This window comes from Bacillus sp. Marseille-Q3570 (assembly GCF_946151055.1).
Lineage (GTDB): Bacteria > Bacillota > Bacilli > Bacillales > Fictibacillaceae > Pseudalkalibacillus.
In genome coordinates, this window is the sequence record NZ_CAMGYZ010000007.1 from 133,527 (window position 1) to 157,129 (window position 23,603).

The window sequence follows — 23,603 nt, forward strand, 5'->3', positions numbered from 1 at the left end:
ATGATCAAAGTTTTGTTAATCGATGATCATGCGATTTTGAGAGATGGATTGAAGAATATCATTGCTATTGAAGAGGATATTGCTGTTGTTGGAGAATTGACCTCAGGTGAAGAGTTTCTAGAAACGATCGAAACGACTGAACCTGATGTGATTCTGATGGATATCAATTTACCAGACAAAAATGGAATTGAGCTTACTAGTATAGTAAAAAGAACATTTCCGAAATGTAAAGTTTTGATTTTGACGATGTACAAGCATGATGAGTACTTCATGTCTGCTTTAAAAGCAGGTGCAGATGGATATATCCTGAAAGATGCGCCTTCTGAAGAGGTCATTGAAGCGATCCATTCGGTAGCTGAAGGGAATTCGATCTTACACCCGAGTATGGCTAAAAAGCTAGTGGATTATCATCAAAAGAAAAATCAGACTAGCCCAAATGGAAAAGATTTAACTGATCGAGAGAAAGATGTGTTGATCTGCCTTGTGGAAGGATTGAGTAATAAAGATATTGCAGAACGCCTGTATATCAGTGATAAGACGGTTAAAATCCATGTGAGCAATATCTTGAAGAAGCTTGAAGTGAAAAGCCGATCCCAGGCGATCATCTATGCCGTTCAAAATCAAATCGTCCCATTACCTTAAAACGAATAATCGAAAGACAGACCTGAATAGAGATAGTTAATTCTCTGTTCAGGTTTTTTTGCTGTGGTTCCGGTTTAGGTGCGCTGCTTTTCAAGGACATTTGACGAGCAAAGGGGGAAGAGGATAGGAAGGTGTGCTGAATATATGAAAAAAGAAAAAGGATGAATGGATGTATTCAGGAAGGTGTGCTGAATACATGAAAAACGAAAAACCACGAGCTGATGTATTCAGGAAGGTGTACTGAATACATGAAAAATAAAAAAACACGAATTGATGTATTCAGGAAGGTGTGCTGAATATATGAAAAAAGAAAAAGGATGAATGGATGTATTCAGGAAGGTGTGCTGAATACATGAAAAAAGAAAAACCATGAATTGATGTATTCAGGAAGGTGTGCTGAATACATGAAAAACGAAAAACCACGAGTTGATGTATTCAGGAAGGTGTGCTGAATACATGAAAAACGAAAAACCACGAGTTGATGTATTCAGGAAGGTGTGCTGAATACATGAAAAATACAAAAACACGAATTGATGTCCTCAGGAATCGGTTCCATGTCAATGAAAGGGATACGAGGTAACAAAGTAGAACGATTATCACTCGTTTTTCGAAAACGATAAAAAAAGAAACAGAATCCATTTATACCACCAAAAACGCTTCTTCAAAAATTACTTCACTCTTCCAGCAAGAACCTTAAACATCACGACCTCAAAAGACCACCTCATTTAATTTGTGACTATTGGAATAATTCTGATTTTTATGTTGAAATCATATATGATTTTATATATTATGAATTTATGAAAGCGCTTAACTCTAAATCCATGAATAAGCAACAATTTGCGTATAAGCTTTTGCGTGCTCGTATTCTTGATGGGACATATGGACCTGGATATCGGATTGTGATCGACCAGATTGCTAGGGAAATAGAAACCAGTGCTATTCCAATAAGGGAAGCACTCCGGCAGCTTGAGTCGGATGGATTGATCCAATTCAAACCTTACAGCGGTGCCATCGTTACACCTATCAATGAAAACGAATATTTGGAGACGTTATCGGTTCTCGCGGTTATCGAAGGTTATGCTACTGCAATCAGCGGTCAACACTTTCCGATTGATCGAATTTCTGATCTTGAGAAAACCAATCAATCTATGAAACAAGCGCTGGAGGAACTTGATTTCGTATCTTTCGGTAAGTATAACCGAGCGTTCCATGGACTTACATACGAGTATTGTGAAAACAAATACCTCGTCGAAAATATCAAATCAACATGGAAACGCCTCGATTCAATCCGGAGAGCAGGCTCTGCATTCATGCCGGTCCGTGCTAGAGAATCAGTCTTGGAGCACGAAGAGATCATACGCTTACTCGAACAAAGGGCAGACCCTGGAAAGATCGAAGCCTTCGTTCGGGAACACAAACTGAATACTGTCAAATCGTTTTATCATCAAAGGCATTGATCAGAACTTTGAAAATGAAAAGGAAGGAGCTGTACTCATTCTTCGTTTTACACTGTTCACGATTTGCAAGACCCGCCTGACTATTCAGGACTGAACACATTCAAAAAGGAGATGTAGTGATGTCAAAGTTAGATGAGTTGAAACAACAGTTAAGAGGATCGATCGCCCCGATCATCACCCCGTTCAAGGAAGATGATGCTGTTGATCATGATACGTTGAAAGATTTGATCAACTGGCATATTGAAAGCGGATCACATGGGATTTCAGTGACTGGTACCACGGGGGAACCTAGCTCTCTGACACTCGAGGAAAGAGTAGAAGTCATGGAGACAGCAATGAAAACAGTGAATGGCAGGGTTCCATTCGTGCCAGGGACAGGTTCTACCAATCACCAAGAAACGCTATACCTCACAAAGAAAGCGAAAGAAATTGGAGCGGACGCAGCAATGGTCATCGTTCCATACTACAACAAGCCCTCACAACATGCGCTTTACAAACATTTCAAAACGATCGCAGACACCGTAGATATTCCAATCATCATTTATAACATACCAGGACGTACAGCAGTCAATATGGACGTGAAAACAATCGCAAGACTGAACGAGGATTGCGAGAACATCATCGGAATCAAAGAATCAAATAAAGATTTTGAGCATGTCAATCGTGTGCTGCTCAATTGCGGCAGGGACTTCTTGCTCTATTCTGGAATCGAACTGCTCTGTTACCCGATGCTCGCAATCGGCGGCGCGGGATATATCAGTGCAACTGCGAACATCATGCCAGGAAGGGTAGCGGATGTGTATAACTACTGGGCGAACGGAGATGTCGCAAAAGCACAGGAACTTCACTATGACTTGATGCCGTTGAATGATGTCCTGTTCAAGGATACAAACCCAGCTCCTCTCAAAGCGGCACTCGGAATGATGAATCGCATCCACCCGAACCTGCGCTTGCCTATGGATCTGCCTAGCGAGGAATTACAAAAGGAAATTCGCTCAGTATTGGATCACTATGGTTTATTATCTAAAAATGTTGGGAGTCATGCGTAATGAGACATGCACGTTTTATCGTTGAAGGCAGAGAACAATCTGGAACAGTCGTCGATGGAAAAATCCAATCCTCCTCTGGAAAAGTATATGAGGAAAGTGAAATCGATGTATGGTTAGCACCATTCAAGCCGAATAAGATGGTCGGACTAGCATTGAACTATGCGGATCATGCTGATGAATTAGGGCTCGAAAAGCCGAAGGAACCAGTGTTGTTCATCAAGCCGAACTCTTCGATCGTCGGGCATAAGTCTCCTGTCTACTATCCGGATGGTGCGACATATATGCACTATGAAAATGAATTGGCAGTGGTCATCGGTAAAGAAGGACGCAATATCAAGAAAGAAGATGCAATGGATTATGTCAAAGGATATACGATCGCCAATGATGTGACTGTACGGGATTTCGTCAACAACATGTACCGCCCGCCGGTAAGGGCAAAAGGACATGACACGTTCGGGCCGATGGGGCCATATTTCGTCGATAAGGAAGACATCCCGGATGTGAACAATGTCGAGTTGCGTTCTTACGTAAATGGAGAACTTCGCCAGCAAGGGAATACGAAGGACTTGATTTATGGAATCGAAGAACTGATCGAATTCATCAGCTCCTTCATGACACTTGAGGAGAACGACGTCATCTGGACTGGAACGCCGAAAGGGATTTCTCACGTTTATCCAGGGGATCATGTACGTCTCGAAATCGATTACCTGGGGGCTTTGGAAAACGATATTTTAGATGGCAGAACAGATCAGGTTACGGCAGGAGGTACCGGGAATGCAAAAGCCAACAGTTAAAGACCCGATCAAGCTTTATATCAACGGTACATTCCAGGATGCAAGAAGCGCCCAAACATTTGAAAACCTCAGCCCGTTGACAGGGAAAGCGTTGAACCATGTTGCTGAAGGTGATAAAGAAGATATCGAGTTCGCTGTCGATGCAGCGAAGGAGGCTTTCCGAAATGGCCCATGGGGATCGATGAAAGTCAATGAACGTCTGGAATACATCTATAAAATTGCGGATCTCATCGATGAGCATATCGAAGAAATCGCTCACCTTGAATCTCTTGATACAGGGCTTCCGATCAAGCAAACGAAAAAAATGACCTCCCGTGCAGCGGCTAACTTCAGGTTTTATGCGGAAATGGTGAAGAACCGGATGGTCGGCGATGCATATCAGGTGGATGATGAATTCTTGAATTATACCGTTCAAAAGCCTGTCGGTGTGGCTGGATTGATCACGCCGTGGAATGCACCGTTCATGTTGGAAACGTGGAAGGTGGCGCCAGCCCTAGCAACTGGGAACACGGTTGTATTGAAACCAGCGGAATGGTCTCCTCTTACAGCAAATAAGCTGGCAGAAATCATTGACGAAGCAGGCTTGCCGAGCGGAGTGTTCAACGTCGTTCACGGATTCGGAGAAACCGCTGGCGCTTCGCTTGTGGCACATCCAGATGTACAACTCATTTCTTTTACAGGTGAAACGACGACTGGATCTGAAATCATGCGTAATGGGGCAGCAAGTTTGAAACGCTTCTCCATGGAGCTTGGCGGCAAATCCCCGATCATCGTTTTTGAAGATGCGGATATCGAAAGGGCCCTCGATGCATGTGTGTGGGGGATCTTCTCCTTCAATGGAGAACGTTGTACTGCTAACTCGCGTCTGTTCCTACAGGAATCAGTAGCAGATTCCTTCATCGAACGGTTGAAGGAAAGAGTATCGAATATCATCGTCGGTGATCCGATGGATATGGAGACAGAAGTTGGTCCGCTTGTCCATAAAGAACACTACAACAGAGTGAAAAATTACCTTGCGATTGCAGCTCAAGAAGGAGCGGAGCTTTATCATGGAAAGATTCCACCAGGACTTGAAGATGGCAATTTTGTAGCACCGACATTGCTTTTGAATGTGAAAAATGACATGCGTGTCGCCCAAGAAGAAATCTTTGGTCCAGTCTTGTCTGTCATCACATTTAAAACAGAAGAAGAAGTCATTCAGCAGGCGAATGATATCCGTTATGGTCTTGCTGGATACGTGTGGACGAACGACATGAAAAAAGGTCATCGGGTCGCTCAAGCAGTAGAGGCAGGCATGCTGTGGGTGAACTCACAGAACGTCCGGGACCTTCGTATCCCATTCGGAGGTTCGAAACATTCGGGTATCGGGCGTGAAGGCGGACATTACGCATTCGAATTTTACACAGAAATGAAAGTGATCCATGTTTCGATGGGGGAGCATCATATCCCGCAGTTCGGAAAGAAATCATTGACATCCTCATCGTCACAGCAACAATGAACGAAAACCTCCGGCGAATGACACAACTGATACGCAGCCAGACTGATTTGTCGGTGAATGTATGAACAATTGAAATGATCAATTATTCAGGAGGGATCGGATTGGGTGCACGTAATGGTAAACAATATATAGAAGGCTTGAAGGCCGCTGACAATAATGTATGGATTCATGGTGAACGAGTAAAGGATGTCACTGAACATCCAGCATTGAAAAATGTCATCAAATCAATGGCTGACCTATTGGACCTTCAACATGAAAAGCCGGATGAGATGCTCTATACCTCTCCAACATCAGGTGAAAAGGTAGGATTGTCCTTCATAGCGCCGAAAACGAAAGAAGACCTGATGAAACGGAGCGGAATGTTCACTGAGTGGGCTCGTTATACCGGCGGAATGATGGGCCGGACACCAGACTACTTGAATACAAGTGTAATGGCATTCGGTACTGCTGGAAAATTTTTTGCGGAACAAGATCCGATGTTCGGTGAGAATGTCCGTAAGTATTATGATTATTGCCGAGAGAACGACGTTACATTGACACACACATTGATCCATCCACAGGTCAACCGCTCGAAGATGCAGCATGAGCAGAAGGATCCTGGTATTTCAGCGCATATCGTTGAAAAGAACAAAGATGGAATTGTCGTCAATGGTGCTCGTCTTCTAGCCACACAAGGTGGGATCACCGATGAAATCGTCGTCTTCCCATCGACATTGAATAAAGCTTCCACTGATGATGATCCGTATGCAATGGCTTTTGCGATTCCTAACTACACAAAAGGCTTGAAATACGTTTGCCGTGAATCGTTCGACGTTGGACGTAACCAGTGGGATCATCCTTTGAGTGCGAGATTCGAAGAAAGTGATGCGATCGTCATTTTCGATAATGTATTCGTTCCTTGGGAGCGTGTATTCGTGGCTGGAAACTCTGCAATCTGTAATCGGACGTATGTCGAAACCAATGCAATGGTCCATATGACACATCAAGTCATTGCAAAAAATACAGCGAAGACCGAATTCGTCCTTGGCGTGATACTGAGCATGATCGATGCAATCGGAATCGAGCGGTTCCAGCATGTTAAGGAAAAAGCATCTGAAGTGATGATCATTCTCGAAACGATGCGCTCTCATATGTTCCGTGCCGAACAGAATGCTTCCCTCGACAAGTATGGCAATATGACACCGGATTTTGCACCGTTGAATGCGGCTCGGAACTGGTATCCGAAGGTGTATCAGAGGATGGTCGAGATCGTACGTATCCTTGGTGCATCTGGTTTGATGGGGACACCTACACAGGATGACTTCAGCAATGAAGATATCGGAGAACTCGTCCATCGCTATACACAGGGCGGACAGATCGATGGGTATGAAAAAGTCCAATTGTTCCGTCTCGCTTGGGATATTTCCCTAAGCTCATTTGGAGGCCGTCAAGCTTTATATGAATATTATTTCTTCGGAGACCCTGTCAGGATGTCGAACGTTTATTACGATGTCTATAACAAAGAGCCGTATAAAGAAATGGTCAAATCATTCCTTGATCGAGTCAAGCCGACTACGAATCAGAACGTGAACGTATAAGGGGGCGGAGAAATGGACTTCAACATCATTCGTATTGCAAGAGTCGTCATGAATGTGACAGACCTTGATAAGGCAAAAGCCTTTTACGTTGATGCTCTTGGATTCGTAGAAACGGAACGTGATGATGAGCATCTTTACTTGCGGGGATTGGAAGAACATGTACACCATAGTCTCGTCTTAAAAAAAGCGGATGGGCCAGGCGTGCAGGCAATTTCCTATAAAGTGATGGAAGATCGTGATCTGGATACATTATTCAAGCTTTTTGTATCCAAAGGCATGAAGCCGAAGTGGTTAGAACAAGGTACGCAAAGAGCAGTTGGAAGAACGTTGAGGGTTCAGGATCCTTCTGGCTTGCCGCTTGAATTCTTTACGGAAATGGAAGGCGTCGAACGTTTGCTTCAACGTTTCGATCTCTATCGTGGTGCCCGTGTCCAACGCATCGATCATGTCAATTGCATGGTCCAGAATGTTGAGGCCGCAAAGAACTTCTACATCAATGAATTAGGGTTCAGATGCTCAGAGTATACGGCCACGGAGGATGATCGGGTATGGGCTGCATGGCTGCATCGCAAACCTACCGTCCACGACCACGCATTCATGAACGGGAAAGGTCCGAGACTTCACCATATCGGATTCACACTAAGTGACCCGATGAGCGTCATCCATTGCTGTGATGTCTTGGCTTCAATGGGTTACGCGCATGCGATTGAACGTGGACCTGGCCGACATGGCCTATCCAATGCCTTCTTCTTATACTTGAGAGATCCAGATGGTAACAGGATTGAAATGTATACAGGGGATTATTTGACAAGCGACCCGGATTTCAAACCGATTCGTTGGGATTTGAACGACCCGCGGAGAGCGACATTCTGGGGTCATGCTGCACCCGATAGCTGGTTTAATGAAGCGACCGGTGTACTTGACGTACATACCGGTAAAGAAGTTGCCCAAGCAGAACCAGTTCTACAACAACGTAAGCCTGATTTCGTAACATGATGAAAAAAAGATGGAGGCTGACGATCCAGAATCTCAGCCTCTTGTTCTTTTAAAAAGGTTCTTTTCTAAAAGATTGTTGCTTTTGAGTCATTTTAAAAAAATCACCTTGTGCAAGTTGATTGGAGAGCAAGGTGCGAGACTCCTCGAAAATGAAAATCGCATGTTCTTCGTGCGATGTAATGCTGCCGAAGCTTTCCTTGTCCTGCGTGGTCAGCGTGCCTACTACCTGAATAATCTCTTCGCAAGGCATGCGACGAGGAAGCTCGCTTCGACAAGGGCTTTCTTGTAGACGCAGAAGCACAAATGTTTCCTTGAAAAGGAGACTCCTGAGGTCGCAAGGCAACAAGGGGGCTCACCGCACGCCCTGCGGAACCGAGCATCCAGGAGCGGAAATCAACGACTTTTAAAAAAAACTTGGCGAGACCAAGCCTTTTGTAGGTCGAGCCTTATTTGCCCTTATACCGAAAACTTTCTTTAAGTGCAAAAGCAACAGTGTTTGCGAAAACAGCCTTTTAAAAAACGAGTTTGCACCTGTATTAAAAAGGGAAACTTGAAGTAAGTTTTTATGTTTGAACGGCAGATTTGCAACAGACCAAACCCTTGCACCTTTCATGACAAATGATATGATTGGATTAGCAACAGGTTAACATTGAAAGGAGTTTTTGACTTGGCAAAACAAGAAATACCTACAGAACTTTCACCTGAACTCGTTGAATTTTTCCAGGGTGAAAAACTAGTGAACATCGCAACAGTTGATGCAGAAACCGGGGCTCCTAATGTAAACGCGATCTCCTGGGTGAAAAGTGTCGATGAAAAGCGGATTCGTTTTTCGGTGACGAACAATTCACGTATTGTTGATAATATCAAGGCGAATCCAGGGGTTGTCCTGAATATCATCGGTTTGGAGACGGTATATTCGATCCAGGGTAAAGCTGAAATTCTTGAAGATACGATGGAAGGCGTCAACCTTAAACTTTCTAAAATCGAAATCACTGTGGATGCCGTTTTTGAAAGCATGTTCTGGGGAGCTAAGATCACCCAAGAACCTGCCTATGAGAAGACGTATAATCCTGAAAAAGCTAAAGAATTGGATGATGCCGTCTACGCGGCGTTGATGAAGTAGAAATTCCAGGGCTGACGAGCAAATGTCAGTCCTTTTTTAAACACAAGAAACCATAAAGGTTAGGATATGTTCAAATTAGAGGACATCTGTTCCGCTATTTGTGACAAATAGGGTTGTTTTCAAAAAATAGAGGACAACTGTTCCGCTATTTATCGAGCCCGGTTTTCTCTCGTTTCAGGCATATAAGGTCACTGGTGTCCACTAATTTTCTTAAGATAAAGGTTTAGGGTCTATTAAAGTCACTGGTGTCCTCTAATAATGGAAAAAGAAAAATAGAAAGTAAAAAATCAAAACGTATATATTTGATAGGTTAAAAAACCTGGTTTTTGTCGTATGATAATAGTAGATGATACATAGAAGAATGAAGGAGTACATTCATGGGTACTTACTGGGAGCAACTAAAATATTTTTTAACAGAATTGACGCAGGAAGATATTTTGCGATGGTTGGATGAGTATCAGAACCTGGGTCCATTTCCGGGAATCCTATTACCTATGCTTGAAGCATTTTTGCCAATCCTGCCACTCGTCTTGTTCGTTGCTGGGAATGCAGCGGCATATGGATTCTTCTGGGGAGTGTTATTCTCATGGATAGGAACTGTCTTCGGGTCGATCCTTGTCTATATGCTGGTAAGAAAATATTCACAAGCAAGATTCTTCAAGTTCATCACACGGAACGATAAAACACAGTCGTTACTGGGTTGGGTTGAAAGGAAAGGATTTGGCTTGTTGTTTGTGATCTACTGTTTCCCGTTTACACCATCGGCTCTGATCAATGTCATTTGCGGATTGTCAAAGCTGAACACCTTGACTTACGTCCTTGCTGTCAGCCTCGGAAAGCTTGTGATGGTGTTCTTCATATCTTATATCGGACATGATTTCTTCTCGATCATCAAAGAACCGATGAAAATGATCATCATCAGCGTGGTGATCTTCGTGTTGTGGCTGGTAGGGAAATTGCTGGAAAGGAAATTGCACCGCCCTTTAAAAAAGGTCTCCCAGTAACAAGAAGCATATTCGATTAATAAAATGAGGTAATTCAATTTGAATTATCTCATTTTTTACGTTAAGTTTTCGCAAATTTCAATTCATCAAGAATTTAAGACTATGATATAGCAAAGCCTCATCAAAAAGTTGTAATAGAGAGAGGGGAAAGGGATGATCGTTTTAAAAACGAAAGAAGAAATTGAAATGATGCATGAGGCAGGGCGGTTACTCAGTGATTGTCATCGTGCAATCAGGAATCTCATCAAGCCTGGAATTACAACGAATGAAATTGATCTCTTTGTCGAACAATTTTTAAGTAAACACGGTGCGACTCCTGAGCAGAAAGGATATCAAGGGTATCAGCATGCAATATGCGCCTCTGTCAATGATGTCGTCTGTCATGGTATTCCCTCAACTGATAAATTGAAAGAAGGCGACATCGTCTCAATCGATTTTGTCGTGAACTTGGACGGATGGTTAGCAGATTCAGCCTGGTCGTATCCAGTAGGTAAAATCGATAAAAAAGCTGAGGACCTATTGAAAACTACTGAAGAGGCGTTATACAAAGGCATTGAGCAAGCGAAGGTGGGAAACCGGATCGGACATATCGCCAATGCGATTGAAACTTACGCAGTGGAAAAAGGATACTCTATCGTTCGCGATTTCATCGGTCATGGGATTGGTAGAGAAATGCATGAACCACCGATTGTTCCTCATTATGGTCCAATCGAACAGGGTCCTGTATTGAAAGAGGGTATGGTTTTAACAATTGAACCGATGTTGAATTGCGGAAGTCATTTCGTGTATGTGGAAAGGGATGGGTGGACCGCCCGAACTGTTGATGAAGAGTTATCTGCCCAATATGAACATACAGTTGCCATCACCAGAAAAGGGCCGATTATCTTAACAAATCAATATCGATGAGCTGAAACTGCTGCTTGTATACAGCAGTTTTTTTATTAGGCTGTTTATTACAATGTTAATTCTAGAAAGATTGAACATAATCTAAAACAGTACTAAGGTACCATCGGAATATCCATCTGAAAACCACGCAATAATATTTTTATAAAGTTACTTGACAAAAGTAAGTTAATGGCACTATAATTACTTACATAAAGTAAGTTAAGAACAATCAAAGATAAAAGGAGAGGTTAGGAATGGATTTAGCACTACTATTAATTCGTCTCGTATTCGGTTTGACTTTTGCCGCACATGGAACCCAAAAGTTGTTGGGATGGTTCGGTGGTCATGGTTTGGAAGGTACAGCAGGGTTTTTCGAATCACTCGGTTTGAAACCTGGAAAAACGATGGCTCTTATGGCTGGTCTAGGTGAAGTCGTGGGCGGATTGTTGATTGCATTCGGATTTCTTACAGAAGTCGGTGCAGTTCTAATGATCGTCCCGATGCTTGTCGCAATTTTTAAGGTTCATGGCCAAAACGGCTATTGGGCGACAGAAGGTGGTTATGAATACAACCTTGCAATCATCACAGTTGCAGTAGCACTTGTTCTTGCGGGTCCAGGAGCTTACTCGATTGATGCTTTGATGCTCGGGTAAAAATAAATATGGAAAAGAGTTGATTCTTTTGAATCAGCTCTTTTTTTTTGTTTCATCTAGCTCAGCCTGCGCAAAGGCTGAGCTTTGCCAAGTTTCTTTAACATGAAAGCGCTATGGAATGAATGACGTCTAATATCGGTAGATCATGAATATGGTGTATATGACATTGTTTATAGGGAGGTATTAACCGTAATGAGCAGCTACAGAAAATCCTGGCATCCCTATATCGGACCGAATGATCCTTGTCCGCCCATAGAAATAAAATACTACGAAACTCCGCCAAATCTTTATTTAGGCTTTCAGCCTCGTGGACTCAAGCAATTCGATCCATCTACAGCTTTGTTTAAGGGTACGTTGTGGCCAGCGTTATATGCGCCATACAGCAATCCTTATAAAAAGAAACGAGAGGAGGGGGAGTAGGTGGCGCAATCGAAACAGATGCCAAAAGAGTTTTATGACTGGATGAAACAGCTTCAAGAAATTGATTTCGTCCTTGTCGAGTTGACGTTATATCTTGATACACATCCTGAAGATTTTGATTCCATCAAGCAGTTCAATGAATTTGCTGAAAAAGGAATGAAGTTGCGTCAACAGATCGAAAAGAAATATGGTCCGTTGATGCAATTTGGTCAAAGCTACTCCGGATATCCATGGAATTGGGATGACCCTCCATGGCCGTGGCAGATGTAATCAACCTACTACTTGAAGGAGGTATGCGCTGAATCATGTGGGTCTATGAAAAAAAACTACAATATCCTGTCAAGGTGAGTAAATGTAATCCGATGCTGGCGAAGTTTCTGATTGAACAGTATGGTGGAGCAGATGGAGAATTGGCTGCAGCGTTACGTTATCTGAACCAACGATATTCGATTCCTGATAAAGTAGTCGGATTGTTGACGGATATCGGGACAGAGGAATTCGCGCATTTAGAGATGATTGCAACGATGGTCTATAAGCTTACGAAAGATGCCACACCGGATGAAATGAAAGAAGCAGGTCTTGGAGCCCATTATGCAAATCATGATAACGCATTGTTTTACCACAATGCAGCGGGGGTTCCATGGACGGCGAGTTATATTGCAGCTAAAGGAGACCCGATAGCTGATTTGTATGAAGACATTGCCGCTGAAGAAAAAGCAAGGGCTACATATCAGTGGATCATCAATTTGAGTGATGATCCGGACCTGAATGATAGCCTCAGCTTTCTGAGAGAACGAGAAATCGTTCATTCACAACGCTTTAGAGAGGCGGTTGAAATTTTAAAAGAAGAACGTGATCGTAAGAAGATTTTCTGATCATATGACTAAAATCAAGGAAGAAGGAGGGAATCCGGCCATCGCAGGCAAGAGTTCTCTCCTTTTCGTCATTAATAAGGAATTAAACGTTTCCGGTTTGTTCCTCAGAGCGTTTTTCCTTCGTTTCAGGTTCTTTTTTCTGTCCAGAAAGGAACCAACCAGCAATTGCAATAGCGACTAAAATACTGTAGAAAGTGAATTTCCATGGGACACTGTGTGCAAAGTGCTCTGAGATGATCCCTACTTTTTTGTGGGCAAGTGTAAGGACAACCAGCTTTACACCGACCCAGGTAACGATAAGATATGCCGCTGTTTCAAGCCCTGGACGTTTCTTTAAAATCTTGGATATATAGGTTGCGGCCGTCCGGATCAATAATAAGCCGATCAATCCGCCAAGGAAAATAACAGCGAATTGTCCGCCATCCATGCCACCGATCTGAGGAAGTGGTGTGCCCGGTAATGCTAAAGCCAATGCAACCGCTGCTAAAATGGAGTCGACTGCAAACGCAATGTCTGCAAGCTCTACTTGGATAACTGTTTTCCAGAACCCTTTTGCACTTACTTTTTTTTCTGTTTTTTCCTCTTCATGACCTTCATTTTTTATACGATGCTGTTTATAAATGTGTTTAAGACCGATGAACATGAGATAAACAGCACCGAGTGCCTGGATTTGCCATACGTTTACGAGAAATGAAATTGCGAATAAGGCAGCAAATCTGAAAACAAAGGCACCAAGGATACCGTAAAAGAGTGCTTTTTTACGTTGTTCTTTAGGGAGGTGTTTTACCATTACAGCCATTACAAGCGCATTGTCGGCTGATAGTAGACCTTCAAGCCCGATCAAAATGAGCAAGGTCCAAGCGTACTCCAACCAAAGTGAATCCATAATCAAATTCTCCTTTCGAAAGAAAGACTCGAATCCCTCAATGGCATGAGTCCGAAAATACAAAAAAGACCCTTACCATTAGAGGCAAAGGTCTTGCTAACAACGTAAGTTGCCAATAACGCCGAGAGGAAGTGTCCTCTGAATTGACGACGAGATTGTAAAAGCTACTCCCCTTTGAAATTCTATGGTAATCATCAGGATGAACAAGCCTTCTTGTCAATGGTTTTTCTCAGAAGTATCTATCCTTTAAATTACCCAAACAATCAATCGTTAAACACGGTTTCGGCGTCCTGGCCGTTCCAGACTGGAAGGATGATTTCAGCAATTGTGCCGACATCCACCGTACTTTTGAATGAAATTTTTCCACGATGGTTCTCAATGATCTTATAACAAATCATCAAACCCAATCCCGTGCCCCGTTCTTTTGTTGTGTAAAATGGCTGCCCCAAAGTCGACAGCCTTTCTTCTTCAATTCCGCAGCCTTCATCCTGGAAACAGATCCGCAGTTGACCATCCTTCCATGTTTCTGCACTGATGAAAACATTTCCACCTGTACTCATTGATTCAATCGCATTTTTCAATAGATTGATGAAGACTTGTTTAAGCTGGTTTCCTTCCCCCTGGATCAATACGTTTTCAATCTGGTAATCTTCATGAATGTTCACCTTGTTCATGGTGGCTTCAGAATACAAGAAAGAAACGACTTCTTTTATGAGTGAAACAGGATTTTGTTGTGACATTTTGGATAATTGTGGTCTTGAAAGCATAAGGAATTCCCCGACAATATTGTTCACTCGATCCAGTTCTTCAAGCATGATGTCACAATACTCACCATAACGGTGCTCGGTGACGGTTTGAATCAATTGGATGAATCCCCTCAGGGAGGTGAGGGGATTACGGATTTCATGAGCGATTCCTGCAGCCAACTCCCCAAGTACAGATAACTTGTCAGAACGGATGATCATCTCATCAAGCTTTTTCTGTTGCGTAATGTCCTTTATGACAAGGACTGTACCATTCTTTTCATCATTTGCAGTGATTGGTGTAATCGTGATGTCCGTTAGAATCGGTTCACCTTGTTTGCGCTTGATCAGTTGCTCACGTTCCTTGTAGATGGTTTGCTCTTTCATGGATTGCTCCAGTTTTTCTAGAAAGTTACTATACGTAACTGAAGATTCAGGGAAAAGGATGGAAACGTGCATGCCGATCAGTTCTTGTTGTGCATATTCTAAAAGCTGGATTACCGCATCATTGGCGAATGTAATACGACCAAAAGGGGATAAACTTAATATCCCGTCTCCAGCTGTATTTAATATCAGTTCATTCTGCCGATTCGTCGCTTCGACTTCTTTTTCTGCTTTTTTGCGTTGGCTTATGTCAGAAACCATGAGAAGGATGGCATTCTGATGTTCAAAATTGATTGGAAGTCCGGTCATTTCTACTTCTAACGCTTTACCATCTATACGAAGCAGTTTACACTCCATCGTAAATGAGGGGATGTCCGTGTTGGCGATCTTCCTCATTTGGGTGGTGACATCACTTTGGATATCCTTATGGAGCATTTCCAGTATTGATTTTCCCATGAGACAATCCTCTGACTCTGCAGTGAATAGTTCCAAGCAAGAAGAATTTACATATTTCAATTTATTTTCTACAAGAACGGCAATTGCAATAGGTGAATTCTCTACAAGAATCCGGTACCGTTCCTCACTAAGTTCTAAATCTTTTTTGTATTGAAGCTGTTTCGTGATATCACGGGCGACACCATATACTCCAGTTATCTGACCATTGATGACGATTGGTACAGCGGTCACCCTAAGTTCTTTCCGTTCATTTCTCTCGTTCTTGATCGCACATGGGAACGTCAAGGATTCGCCTCGTATCACTTGTTGGAACTTATGCAATGCATCGAGTTGGTAATCTGGTGTGATATAAGGTAGAAAGGTACGCTGTTTCATTTGTTCTTCCGAATGACCTGTAATTTCACTTGCAGCATCATTGACACTTGTAAAATATCCGTTCTCATCCAAGGAAAATACAGGATCAGGATTATATAGGAAAAGAGATTTGAAATGCTGTTCACTCGTTTCGAGCAAAAGCTCTTTTTCTTTACGATCAGTGATATCGATGCAGTTCCCGATCACCTGTACAACTTGATCATCAACGATCACCGGGTTCAATGATGCCAGGTAAGAGACATTGAATACAGTGGCTTCGTAAGACACAGCCTCACCCTCCCAGGCTCTTTCATACATCATCGACTTCTCGGTCGCTTTTTCTTCAGGTAAAAAATCCTTAAGTTCATAGCCGACAATTTGATTCTGATCAAGGTTCATCTTTTTCAAAAGCTGGCCCTCGCAAAATGTATGGATGAACCGGCCACTATCTATTTTTGTAAATGTGAAAATAAAACCATTCTGCTGTTGGATGATATGTTGGAGATGTTGTTTTGATAAAGCATCGACATGTAGTGTAGACATTCTATTCATACACCTCTCTAAAAAGTGAGTATGATTGATAGTTTCCACCTTTATGAAGGAACTCCTTTAATTTCAGTTATCCAGCAAACTAAATGAGTCTAAAGATATCCTTTTGTATGTATGAAAAAAGAGCAAAGCACTGTTATGCCAAGCTCTTCACAGAATTCGTATGTCATCATTCCTATTTTTCGTCGAACCCTATTTCACTCGTGCAATTGTCAGTCCATCACCAAGCGGGATTAGAATGCTTTCAAGCTGAGGGTGGTCTGCCACTTTTTGATTATAGGTTTGTAAGGCTTTGGTATCGTCATCCTCCGCACGCTCATGGAGCACTTTACCGTTCCAAAGGGTATTGTCTGCGATGATCAAAGCACCTTGGTTAGCAAGACGGATGCAGTAATTCAAATAGTTGCTGTAGTTTTCTTTATCAGCGTCGATGAAAAACAAGTCATAAACAGCATCACCGTGAGTCAGTTTCTCCAAAGATTCGAGTGCAGGACCGACTTCATATTGCACACGTCCGGTGAAACCGGCTTCTTCAATGTGTTTTTTTGCCACATCTGCATAAGACTCATTCAATTCAAGAGAGGTCAGTTGGGCTTTTTCGTTTCCTCTCAGCAGGCAGATCCCGCTATATCCACCTAAAGCACCCACCTCAAGGAGGTTTTGAGCACCCGATATTTTCACAAGCATTGTCAACAGTTTGCCTGACTCCGGTGAGACGGATATCGTCGGCATTCCGACCTTAAGCATATTTTCCGTGATTTTTTCAAGGTCTTCGTCTTTTTGAACAAAAAGTGTTTGGATGTAAGTCTCTAAATTCATATTTTGCCATCCTCCCCTATTTGGATATAAGGTGCTTCTTTATTTTCAATACTATAGATGATGGTGAAGCCGAATACGATGCCAGCAAAGAAATGGAGTTTTTCATTGCCGTAAAGCAGGTTTGCAAATGGAATCAAATCGCCCCAGCCAAAAAGGGAGAAATAATAGGCAGGAAAAAGCAAGACAAGAAGAGAAGGAATTCCGAATATAAGCAGCTTTTTCCAGTTGATCTTCAAGTTTCGGCTGTTTTTCAAGGAAATATCGCTCAATGGAACTGCCAGCGCCATTCCAAACAAGATTGGAAACAGGATTGAATAATAAAAGATTGGAGTGAGCAGGAAATTCTGTTCTGCTTTCACATGGAGCAGTCCCTCAATCTTAAAACCAGCAATCAAGAAAGCGCTGTATATGATCAAATATATGAAATAACGGATTGTGGATGAATGTTTCATTCGAAAGACCTCCATTATGAGTTCTTTTTTGATAGTAACTGAAAGCCAGATATGAAGTTATGCGAGTATATCCTCTTTATAGGAAACGACTCCTACGAAAACAGATTTTTAAAAAGTCTTTTTTTGGAAACTTGGTTGCTCTTGCACTTAAAGAAAGTATAAAATACTTTCTTCAGTATAAGGGCAACTAAGGCTCAACCTACAAAAGGCTTGGTCTCGCCAAGTTTTCTTTAAAAGTCGTTGATTTCCGCTCCAGGATGCTCGCTTTCCACGGGCGTGCGGTGAGCCCACTCGTCGCCTTACGACCCTTTTCAAGGAAGCATTTGTGCTCCTGCCTCAACAAGAAAGTCCTGTCGAAGCGAGTTTCCTCGTCGCATGCCTTGCGAGGAGATTATTCAGGTAGTAGGCACGCTGATCCCGCTGGAGTCTCGCATCTTGCTCTCCATCAACTTGAACAAGGTGGTTTATTAAAAACAACTCAAAAGCAACAATCTTTTAGAAAAGAGCCATTAAAAAAGCGATTAAGAAAGGGTGATCATGATGATCGTGTCTGGCAATCTATTCATACGTCCGTTGAAAAAAGAAGATGCCGGTCATTTAGTCAAATGGTTGAATGATCCAGAAGTTTTGCAGTGGTATGAAGGACGAGATCGCCCGCATGACCTTGACAAAGTCTATGAACATTTTTATGAAAGTGATAATCAGGTCATCAAGAATCTTGTAATGTGGAATCAGACTCCGATTGGTTATGTTCAATATTACCCTTTATCGGAAAAAGAGAAAAGAATTTATGGCTATAAACGTAATGAATCTTTTTATGGAATGGATCAATTCATCGGAGAGCTGTCGTATCAGGGCCGCGGGATCGGAACCTTGCTCGTCGGCACAGTTGCAACGTTTCTTTTCGATAAGCTCGATGCCGCAAAGGTAGTCATGGATCCACAATTGCGCAATCCACGAGCACTCAGATGCTATGAAAAATGTGGCTTCCGTCCTGTACGACTCTTGAAATCCCATGAAATGCATGAAGGGAAAAAAGAAGACTGTCTATTAATTGAAAAGATCAGGAGTTGGTAGAGATTGAATGAATGGAGGCAATCGCTAGAAAACGCGATCGAACAGCGAAACTGGAGTCAGGTGATCATATTATTAGAAACAGAGAAAACGAAACACGCAGGTACAGCGCCTGCAGCAACCAAACGCAAAGTCATCAAAGCGATCTTAAAGCAATGGAAAGCTCAGCCTGAAGTCCTATGGGCCGGAACGGAATACTTAGGAAACTCAGAAAGCCCTTCTGCAAAAGAGGTCAGTGCCCATCTGATTCCTGTAGTTTATGAGTCCTATCCTGAAGAGTGTAGCAAACTTCTACATGAAATCGCAGATGATCGAAACTGGGAAGTGAGGGAATGGGCTGCCGGCGGCTGTGGTGAAATCCTGGCTGAACGTTTTGAGAAATTCTATCCTGTCATGGAAGCGTGGAAAGAGGATGATTCAGAAAACGTTCGACGAGCTGCCGTACTAACCGTCATGTATGCGAGCAAATCCTTAGATGGATCCTATGCAACCAAGCTGTTGAAAATCATTGAGCCTCTTATGAAAGATGAGTCGGAGTACGTGAAGAAAAACCTGGGGGCATTTGCAATCGGGGATGGGTTATTGAAGCGATACCCTGAACATGTCCTCTCATGGTTGGAGTCGCTTGTCGGTTCTGATGATGAGACTGTTTGCTGGAATATTGCGATGGTTTTTTCTGCAGCAGCGGCAAGATCTTATTACGAAGAAGGGGTAAAGCTGTTGAGCGAATTGGAAAATGATGAACGGAAAATGATACAACGAGCAGTGGATAAAGCGTGGAGGAATTTGGATAAGGCGATCACAGTAACGTAAAAAATTTCGAATTAATTTCCAAAAAGTAGTTGAATCCTACCCCTGAATCTGTAAAATAGTCTTAATACCTATCGAGTTATAAAACGAGAAAGATTTATTGATGAGGGGGATGGAGATGATCAGAAAGCTGATAGAAAAAGATCATGAACAGGTGATGTCGTTTTTAAGTGAGGAACGAGCTATTAATCTGTTCATCATCGGAGATATTGAAAACTTCGGCTATGAATCGGATTTTCAACAAATTTGGGGGGAATGGAACGAAGCGGACGAAATGATCGCGATCCTGCTCCGTTATAAAGAAAATTTCATTCCGTATGCGAAAGGACCATTTGACGTAGAGGGATTTGCAAAAATCATTATATCAGACGGAAACTTTCGCATTTTATCTGGAAAAGACGACATTCTTGAGCAATTCGCAGGTTATATATCTTCGAGTAAGAAAAGAAGCATGTATTTCGCGGAAATGACCAACGGTGATATGCTGCCGCGAGCTTTTGATCGAGAAGATATACGGATTGCAGAAGAAGAAGACGTTGAAGCGATCTTTCTGCTACGGGAAAGGATCGAAGAATTCACCGGTTCCATATCTTCTCGTGAGAGCCTGCTCCATACGATCAGAACCAAAACGGGTCGAACATACCTAGTCAAAGAAGGGGATGTTGCTATTTCCAGTGTGTCCACGACGGCTGAAAATTCGATGTCAGCCATGGTCGTCGGGGTATGTACAGACACAGCCTACCGCAATGAAGGTCTTGCTTCCAGGTCCTTAAGTGCCCTTTGTGAAGACGTATTGAAAGAGGGAAAGACCTTATGTCTGTTTTACGATAACCCGGCTGCAGGATCGATTTACAAGCGGTTAGGCTTCAAGGATATCGGTCGTTGGACGATGTGGCATAATACGGAAAATCAGGCTTGATTGGTTGGGATTTTTCAGGTAATATGATATTAATTACGATTGGAATTAGGAGGTGTAAGGAATGCTTACAGGATTGTTTCGTATTTTGGATTGGTTGACAGTTGAAGTCCGTTCCATTACGCATGATTTTGCGTTCGACGGGAGAAGTATGTCCATTTTTCCAAATACGAAATTGATCAACACGTAAGCAAAGCCTTACCCCTTTCATCCTCTTAAAAGTTCGGATTACCATGGGCAGGTCAGCTTGCTCATGGTTTTTTGTTGTCTGAAAAATAGGCTTTTTCGCAAAACAAATATGAGTTTGTAAAAGGAGACTAATTTCATGATCGTGACATCATTAAATAATATCGCTAAAACGTACGCAGGTACTTGGATTTTTGAAGATATATCACTACAAATTTATGAAAAAGACCGAATTGCACTCATCGGACCGAACGGGGCTGGAAAATCAACATTGATGAAGTGCATTGCGGGAATCGAACACGTCAACAAAGGCAATATTTCATACAAAAAAGAGTTATCCATCGGCATGCTGGATCAAATTCCTGATATCGAGGATGGATTGACCGTCGAAGACGTGCTAAAGCAATCGTTTGTTGAAGTGTACGAAATCGAACAACAATTGAAACAGGTTACTGAAAAAATGGCGGATCCTGATGAACAAGAGCATCTTGAAAAGCATATCAACAAATTCAGTAAACTGCAGAACCGCTTGGAAGAAGTAAATGGTTACGCAGTCGATTCGAAAATCAAAGGGGTTTTGCATGGACTTGGGCTGGAACTTTTGAGCGATAAGCCTTTCCGATCCTTGAGCGGTGGGGAACAGACGAAAGTCGGACTCGCTGCAATCTTGCTTGAAGAACCCGATCTGCTTTTACTCGATGAGCCGACGAATCATCTCGATATGGAAGCACTCGACTGGTTGGAGGAGTACATCCGTCATTATGATGGGGCGGTCGTCATCATTTCTCATGACCGTTATTTCCTCGATGCGGTTGCTACGAAAACAATTGAGATAGACTCAGGTATCATCGAGGAATATAAAGGGAATTATTCAACTTTCGTAAAAGAAAAAGAAAAACGTTTGATGCTGGAATTCCAGGCATATCAGGATCAGCAGAAGAAAATCAAAAAAATGAAAGAAGCGATTAAACGGATGCGGGAGTGGGCGATACGGGCTGACAATCCGAAGATGCACAAGCGCGCTCGGAATATGGAACGGGCACTGGAACGGATGGATAAGATCAATCGTCCCAGGCTCGAACGGCAAACAGCAGACCTAGGGTTCAAATCCGCCAAACGAAGTGGGAAGGATGTAGTCATTTTCGAAGACATCACAAAGGATGCCGGAGACCGCATGTTGTTTGGAAATTTGAGTATGCTGCTTCAATACAGGGAACGTGCTGCGATCATCGGTAAAAACGGGGTCGGCAAGTCGACGATCCTCCGTTTGATTTTAGGGGAAATCGAAGCTGATCATGGAAATGTACGTATCGGAGCATCGGTCAAGATCGGTTACTTGTCGCAAAAAGGACTGACAGGTTACGAAGACTGGACCGTCCTCGATGCCTATCGGGATATCGCAAAGGTTGATGAAGGAGAAGCCCGCTATCGGCTTAGCCGGTTCCTGTTTTTCGGAAAAGACGTTTTTCAACAAGTGAACAAGTTGAGCGGTGGGGAGCGGACACGATTACGATTAGCGCAAATGATGTCCGAGAACTATAATCTGTTGCTGCTTGATGAGCCGACGAACCATCTCGATATCGAATCGCGAGAGGCACTGGAAGAGGCGCTGGAAGGGTTTCAGGGTACAATTCTAGTCGTGTCGCATGACCGGTACTTTTTGAACAAACTGATCGATCGGACTTACTGGCTGGAAGACCAGCATTTGAAAAACTACATCGGCAATTATGATGCCGCAAAAGACAAAAGAATGCAACAGAATTGAGTATAAGGGAGGGGCTGGCACATGGTGTCGGTCCTTTTTTAGTACTTAAAGAAAGTCAAAATACTTTCTTCAGTATCAGATCAACTAAGACTTGACCTTCGCAAGGCTTGGTATCGCCATGGTTTGGCGTTCTGAGTACATGAAAAAGCGAAAAACGGGATTTGATGTACTCAGGGAAGCGTTCTGAGTACATGAAAAAGTGAAAAACGGGATTTGATGTACTCAGGGAATCGTTCTGAGTACATGAAAAAGCGAAAAACGGGACTTGGTGTACTCAGGGAATAGTTCTGAATACATGAAAAAGCGAAAGTCGGGATTTGATGTACTCAAAGAGGTTTTCATATGTTAGTTCGGGCACGAAAAGCATGAAGTAAGTGAATTGTTAATAATTTACATTATAAAACTCTAGTTTGTGAAAAACGAATCTTTCTAACCTAGAAAACAGCGAAAACGCAAAATGACCTACAGAAAGCTCCCTAGTCGCGGGATGAACCATGAGATATCCCAAGACCTCCCCCCTGACACTGGAAAAAATTCTCACCTCCCCACTGTTGCATACAGAACCTATGTTCGCATATAATAATAAAAAATGGAGGGGTGAGCATGAGAAGGATGTTAATTCGATCGTTTGAACAAAAGAAGCCTGTTGAAATCGTTTATCTATCCAATGATGGCACGATTACACAGCGTATGGTCTGGATCACATCGATCACAGAAACGACGATGACAGGATATTGTTCCTTAAGAAAACAGACTCGGACTTTCAGCATCGATCGGATTCTTTCAGCACGCATGCTTCCATTGCGGAAAAATAGAAATAACAACGCTGGATAAGGAGGGGCATAGATTCATGTATGCGACAAAAGAGGAAAGCCTGCTTATCGATCGTTTCATTCTATACCCGATGTTATTGACAATCCTCAATCGGGATATACAAATTTTCCAACGTTCTCCATTCAAATTCACCCAGCCTTATGTTCTCTGGATTGAAAATAGGATGACAGAAATTTCAAATGAACTTCATCACATCCGAAAAGAAATGAAAGCGAAGAACATCAAAGTATCTTTTCATCAGAGGTATGAGGATACATCAGAATATAACATCATCGTCCGCGGCTATCATGAAGTCATCAAATATTCCAACTTCCACCTTCGGAATCAAGCGGAACTGACACTCCAACGACTTTTCTTGGACCAAGCATGGAAAGAACCGAGCACAGGCAATTTACAGTGACG

The 23,603-nt window shown here is 42.6% G+C and carries 26 protein-coding genes; 21 read left to right on the forward strand and 5 right to left on the reverse strand.

Annotation, left to right across the window (positions count from 1 at the left end):
• The 7 genes from N8M93_RS12760 to hpaD all read left to right on the forward strand — a co-directional run bounded on the left by N8M93_RS12760 (window position 1) and on the right by hpaD (window position 8,013).
• Window positions 1-642, forward strand: coding sequence for a response regulator transcription factor (locus N8M93_RS12760; protein ID WP_261132400.1), 642 nt, complete (start codon window positions 1-3; stop codon window positions 640-642).
• A gap of 821 nt (window positions 643-1,463) precedes the next feature.
• Complete coding sequence (locus tag N8M93_RS12765; protein WP_261132402.1) at window positions 1,464-2,099, forward strand: GntR family transcriptional regulator; 636 nt, start codon at window positions 1,464-1,466, stop codon at window positions 2,097-2,099.
• Window positions 2,100-2,218: 119 nt separating this feature from the next.
• Window positions 2,219-3,148 carry a 2,4-dihydroxyhept-2-ene-1,7-dioic acid aldolase gene (gene hpaI / locus N8M93_RS12770; RefSeq protein WP_261132404.1) on the forward strand — a complete coding sequence of 310 codons (930 nt, stop codon included), beginning with the start codon at window positions 2,219-2,221 and terminating at the stop codon, window positions 3,146-3,148.
• Window positions 3,148-3,942 carry a fumarylacetoacetate hydrolase family protein gene (locus N8M93_RS12775; RefSeq protein ID WP_261132406.1) on the forward strand — a complete coding sequence of 265 codons (795 nt, stop codon included), beginning with the start codon at window positions 3,148-3,150 and terminating at the stop codon, window positions 3,940-3,942. Before hpaI ends, N8M93_RS12775 begins: the two co-directional genes overlap by 1 nt.
• A complete protein-coding gene (gene hpaE / locus N8M93_RS12780; RefSeq protein ID WP_261132408.1) occupies window positions 3,923-5,440 on the forward strand; it encodes a 5-carboxymethyl-2-hydroxymuconate semialdehyde dehydrogenase in 1,518 nt (505 codons plus the stop codon). Before N8M93_RS12775 ends, hpaE begins: the two co-directional genes overlap by 20 nt.
• Before the next feature lie 101 nt (window positions 5,441-5,541).
• The gene (gene hpaB, locus N8M93_RS12785; RefSeq protein WP_261132410.1) at window positions 5,542-7,017 is read left to right on the forward strand and encodes a 4-hydroxyphenylacetate 3-monooxygenase, oxygenase component; all 1,476 of its coding nucleotides are present in this window, start codon (window positions 5,542-5,544) and stop codon (window positions 7,015-7,017) included.
• Window positions 7,018-7,029: 12 nt separating this feature from the next.
• Window positions 7,030-8,013, forward strand: coding sequence for a 3,4-dihydroxyphenylacetate 2,3-dioxygenase (gene hpaD, locus N8M93_RS12790; RefSeq protein WP_261132412.1), 984 nt, complete (start codon window positions 7,030-7,032; stop codon window positions 8,011-8,013).
• A 49-nt stretch (window positions 8,014-8,062) separates the two neighbouring features.
• Here the strand turns inward: hpaD and N8M93_RS12795 are convergent, their stop codons facing one another.
• Window positions 8,063-8,314, reverse strand: coding sequence for a hypothetical protein (locus tag N8M93_RS12795; RefSeq protein WP_261132414.1), 252 nt, complete (start codon window positions 8,312-8,314; stop codon window positions 8,063-8,065).
• Window positions 8,315-8,680: 366 nt separating this feature from the next.
• On the opposite strand from N8M93_RS12795, the gene N8M93_RS12800 reads away from it, so the two are divergent.
• The 7 genes from N8M93_RS12800 to N8M93_RS12830 all read left to right on the forward strand — a co-directional run bounded on the left by N8M93_RS12800 (window position 8,681) and on the right by N8M93_RS12830 (window position 12,973).
• Entirely contained in the window at window positions 8,681-9,136 is a 456-nt protein-coding gene (locus tag N8M93_RS12800; protein ID WP_261132416.1) for a pyridoxamine 5'-phosphate oxidase family protein, read from the forward strand.
• Between the two features lie 377 nt (window positions 9,137-9,513).
• Window positions 9,514-10,140 (forward strand): TVP38/TMEM64 family protein, encoded by a 627-nt coding sequence (locus N8M93_RS12805; RefSeq protein WP_261132418.1) that lies wholly within the window; start codon window positions 9,514-9,516, stop codon window positions 10,138-10,140.
• Window positions 10,141-10,293: 153 nt separating this feature from the next.
• Window positions 10,294-11,046, forward strand: a complete 753-nt coding sequence (map, locus tag N8M93_RS12810; protein ID WP_261132420.1) for a type I methionyl aminopeptidase — start codon at window positions 10,294-10,296, stop codon at window positions 11,044-11,046.
• 233 nt (window positions 11,047-11,279) lie between these two features.
• Window positions 11,280-11,678: a DoxX family protein gene (locus tag N8M93_RS12815; protein ID WP_261132422.1), complete on the forward strand. Its 399-nt coding sequence runs from the start codon at window positions 11,280-11,282 to the stop codon at window positions 11,676-11,678.
• Window positions 11,679-11,870: 192 nt separating this feature from the next.
• A complete protein-coding gene (locus tag N8M93_RS12820) occupies window positions 11,871-12,098 on the forward strand; it encodes a spore coat associated protein CotJA (RefSeq protein WP_261132423.1) in 228 nt (75 codons plus the stop codon).
• Between the two features lie 18 nt (window positions 12,099-12,116).
• Window positions 12,117-12,368 (forward strand): spore coat protein CotJB, encoded by a 252-nt coding sequence (locus N8M93_RS12825; protein ID WP_261132694.1) that lies wholly within the window; start codon window positions 12,117-12,119, stop codon window positions 12,366-12,368.
• 35 nt (window positions 12,369-12,403) lie between these two features.
• Window positions 12,404-12,973, forward strand: a complete 570-nt coding sequence (locus N8M93_RS12830; protein WP_261132425.1) for a manganese catalase family protein — start codon at window positions 12,404-12,406, stop codon at window positions 12,971-12,973.
• 82 nt (window positions 12,974-13,055) lie between these two features.
• Here the strand turns inward: N8M93_RS12830 and N8M93_RS12835 are convergent, their stop codons facing one another.
• The 4 genes from N8M93_RS12835 to N8M93_RS12850 all read right to left on the reverse strand — a co-directional run bounded on the left by N8M93_RS12835 (window position 13,056) and on the right by N8M93_RS12850 (window position 17,616).
• Entirely contained in the window at window positions 13,056-13,859 is an 804-nt protein-coding gene (locus N8M93_RS12835) for a TerC family protein (protein ID WP_261132427.1), read from the reverse strand.
• A gap of 263 nt (window positions 13,860-14,122) precedes the next feature.
• Entirely contained in the window at window positions 14,123-16,339 is a 2,217-nt protein-coding gene (locus N8M93_RS12840) for a PAS domain S-box protein (protein WP_261132429.1), read from the reverse strand.
• Between the two features lie 198 nt (window positions 16,340-16,537).
• Window positions 16,538-17,164, reverse strand: a complete 627-nt coding sequence (locus tag N8M93_RS12845; RefSeq protein ID WP_261132430.1) for an O-methyltransferase — start codon at window positions 17,162-17,164, stop codon at window positions 16,538-16,540.
• Window positions 17,161-17,616 carry a hypothetical protein gene (locus tag N8M93_RS12850; protein ID WP_261132431.1) on the reverse strand — a complete coding sequence of 152 codons (456 nt, stop codon included), beginning with the start codon at window positions 17,614-17,616 and terminating at the stop codon, window positions 17,161-17,163. Before N8M93_RS12850 ends, N8M93_RS12845 begins: the two co-directional genes overlap by 4 nt.
• Window positions 17,617-18,156: 540 nt before the next feature.
• On the opposite strand from N8M93_RS12850, the gene N8M93_RS12855 reads away from it, so the two are divergent.
• The 7 genes from N8M93_RS12855 (at window position 18,157) to N8M93_RS12885 (ending at window position 23,601) form a co-directional block, all read left to right on the forward strand.
• Window positions 18,157-18,693, forward strand: coding sequence for a GNAT family N-acetyltransferase (locus N8M93_RS12855; RefSeq protein WP_314728284.1), 537 nt, complete (start codon window positions 18,157-18,159; stop codon window positions 18,691-18,693).
• A 3-nt stretch (window positions 18,694-18,696) separates the two neighbouring features.
• Complete coding sequence (locus N8M93_RS12860) at window positions 18,697-19,503, forward strand: DNA alkylation repair protein (RefSeq protein ID WP_261132435.1); 807 nt, start codon at window positions 18,697-18,699, stop codon at window positions 19,501-19,503.
• A gap of 115 nt (window positions 19,504-19,618) precedes the next feature.
• A complete protein-coding gene (locus N8M93_RS12865) occupies window positions 19,619-20,419 on the forward strand; it encodes a GNAT family N-acetyltransferase (protein ID WP_261132437.1) in 801 nt (266 codons plus the stop codon).
• 61 nt (window positions 20,420-20,480) lie between these two features.
• On the forward strand, window positions 20,481-20,606 hold the full coding sequence (locus N8M93_RS12870) for an RAxF-45 family protein (protein ID WP_261132439.1): 126 nt from the start codon (window positions 20,481-20,483) through the stop codon (window positions 20,604-20,606).
• Between the two features lie 135 nt (window positions 20,607-20,741).
• Window positions 20,742-22,367, forward strand: coding sequence for a ribosomal protection-like ABC-F family protein (gene abc-f / locus N8M93_RS12875; protein WP_261132440.1), 1,626 nt, complete (start codon window positions 20,742-20,744; stop codon window positions 22,365-22,367).
• A gap of 603 nt (window positions 22,368-22,970) precedes the next feature.
• On the forward strand, window positions 22,971-23,201 hold the full coding sequence (locus N8M93_RS12880) for a hypothetical protein (protein WP_261132441.1): 231 nt from the start codon (window positions 22,971-22,973) through the stop codon (window positions 23,199-23,201).
• A 16-nt stretch (window positions 23,202-23,217) separates the two neighbouring features.
• A complete protein-coding gene (locus tag N8M93_RS12885; protein ID WP_261132442.1) occupies window positions 23,218-23,601 on the forward strand; it encodes a hypothetical protein in 384 nt (127 codons plus the stop codon).
• Window positions 23,602-23,603: the final 2 nt, after the last annotated feature.

Bases quoted from the DNA above. Each gene is read 5' to 3' on its own strand.
- N8M93_RS12760 (WP_261132400.1), top strand. From the start codon at position 1: ATGATCAAAGTTTTGTTAATCGATGATCATGCGATTTTGAGAGATGGA.
- N8M93_RS12765 (WP_261132402.1), top strand. From the start codon at position 1,464: ATGAATAAGCAACAATTTGCGTATAAGCTTTTGCGTGCTCGTATTCTT.
- hpaI (WP_261132404.1), top strand. From the start codon at position 2,219: ATGTCAAAGTTAGATGAGTTGAAACAACAGTTAAGAGGATCGATCGCC.
- N8M93_RS12775 (WP_261132406.1), top strand. From the start codon at position 3,148: ATGAGACATGCACGTTTTATCGTTGAAGGCAGAGAACAATCTGGAACA.
- hpaE (WP_261132408.1), top strand. From the start codon at position 3,923: ATGCAAAAGCCAACAGTTAAAGACCCGATCAAGCTTTATATCAACGGT.
- hpaD (WP_261132412.1), top strand. From the start codon at position 7,030: ATGGACTTCAACATCATTCGTATTGCAAGAGTCGTCATGAATGTGACA.
- N8M93_RS12805 (WP_261132418.1), top strand. From the start codon at position 9,514: ATGGGTACTTACTGGGAGCAACTAAAATATTTTTTAACAGAATTGACG.
- map (WP_261132420.1), top strand. From the start codon at position 10,294: ATGATCGTTTTAAAAACGAAAGAAGAAATTGAAATGATGCATGAGGCA.
- N8M93_RS12815 (WP_261132422.1), top strand. From the start codon at position 11,280: ATGGATTTAGCACTACTATTAATTCGTCTCGTATTCGGTTTGACTTTT.
- N8M93_RS12820 (WP_261132423.1), top strand. From the start codon at position 11,871: ATGAGCAGCTACAGAAAATCCTGGCATCCCTATATCGGACCGAATGAT.
- N8M93_RS12825 (WP_261132694.1), top strand. From the start codon at position 12,117: ATGCCAAAAGAGTTTTATGACTGGATGAAACAGCTTCAAGAAATTGAT.
- N8M93_RS12830 (WP_261132425.1), top strand. From the start codon at position 12,404: ATGTGGGTCTATGAAAAAAAACTACAATATCCTGTCAAGGTGAGTAAA.
- N8M93_RS12835 (WP_261132427.1), bottom strand. From the start codon at position 13,859: ATGGATTCACTTTGGTTGGAGTACGCTTGGACCTTGCTCATTTTGATC.
- N8M93_RS12840 (WP_261132429.1), bottom strand. From the start codon at position 16,339: ATGTCTACACTACATGTCGATGCTTTATCAAAACAACATCTCCAACAT.
- N8M93_RS12845 (WP_261132430.1), bottom strand. From the start codon at position 17,164: ATGAATTTAGAGACTTACATCCAAACACTTTTTGTTCAAAAAGACGAA.
- N8M93_RS12850 (WP_261132431.1), bottom strand. From the start codon at position 17,616: ATGAAACATTCATCCACAATCCGTTATTTCATATATTTGATCATATAC.
- N8M93_RS12855 (WP_314728284.1), top strand. From the start codon at position 18,157: ATGATCGTGTCTGGCAATCTATTCATACGTCCGTTGAAAAAAGAAGAT.
- N8M93_RS12865 (WP_261132437.1), top strand. From the start codon at position 19,619: ATGATCAGAAAGCTGATAGAAAAAGATCATGAACAGGTGATGTCGTTT.
- N8M93_RS12870 (WP_261132439.1), top strand. From the start codon at position 20,481: ATGCTTACAGGATTGTTTCGTATTTTGGATTGGTTGACAGTTGAAGTC.
- abc-f (WP_261132440.1), top strand. From the start codon at position 20,742: ATGATCGTGACATCATTAAATAATATCGCTAAAACGTACGCAGGTACT.
- N8M93_RS12880 (WP_261132441.1), top strand. From the start codon at position 22,971: ATGAGAAGGATGTTAATTCGATCGTTTGAACAAAAGAAGCCTGTTGAA.
- N8M93_RS12885 (WP_261132442.1), top strand. From the start codon at position 23,218: ATGTATGCGACAAAAGAGGAAAGCCTGCTTATCGATCGTTTCATTCTA.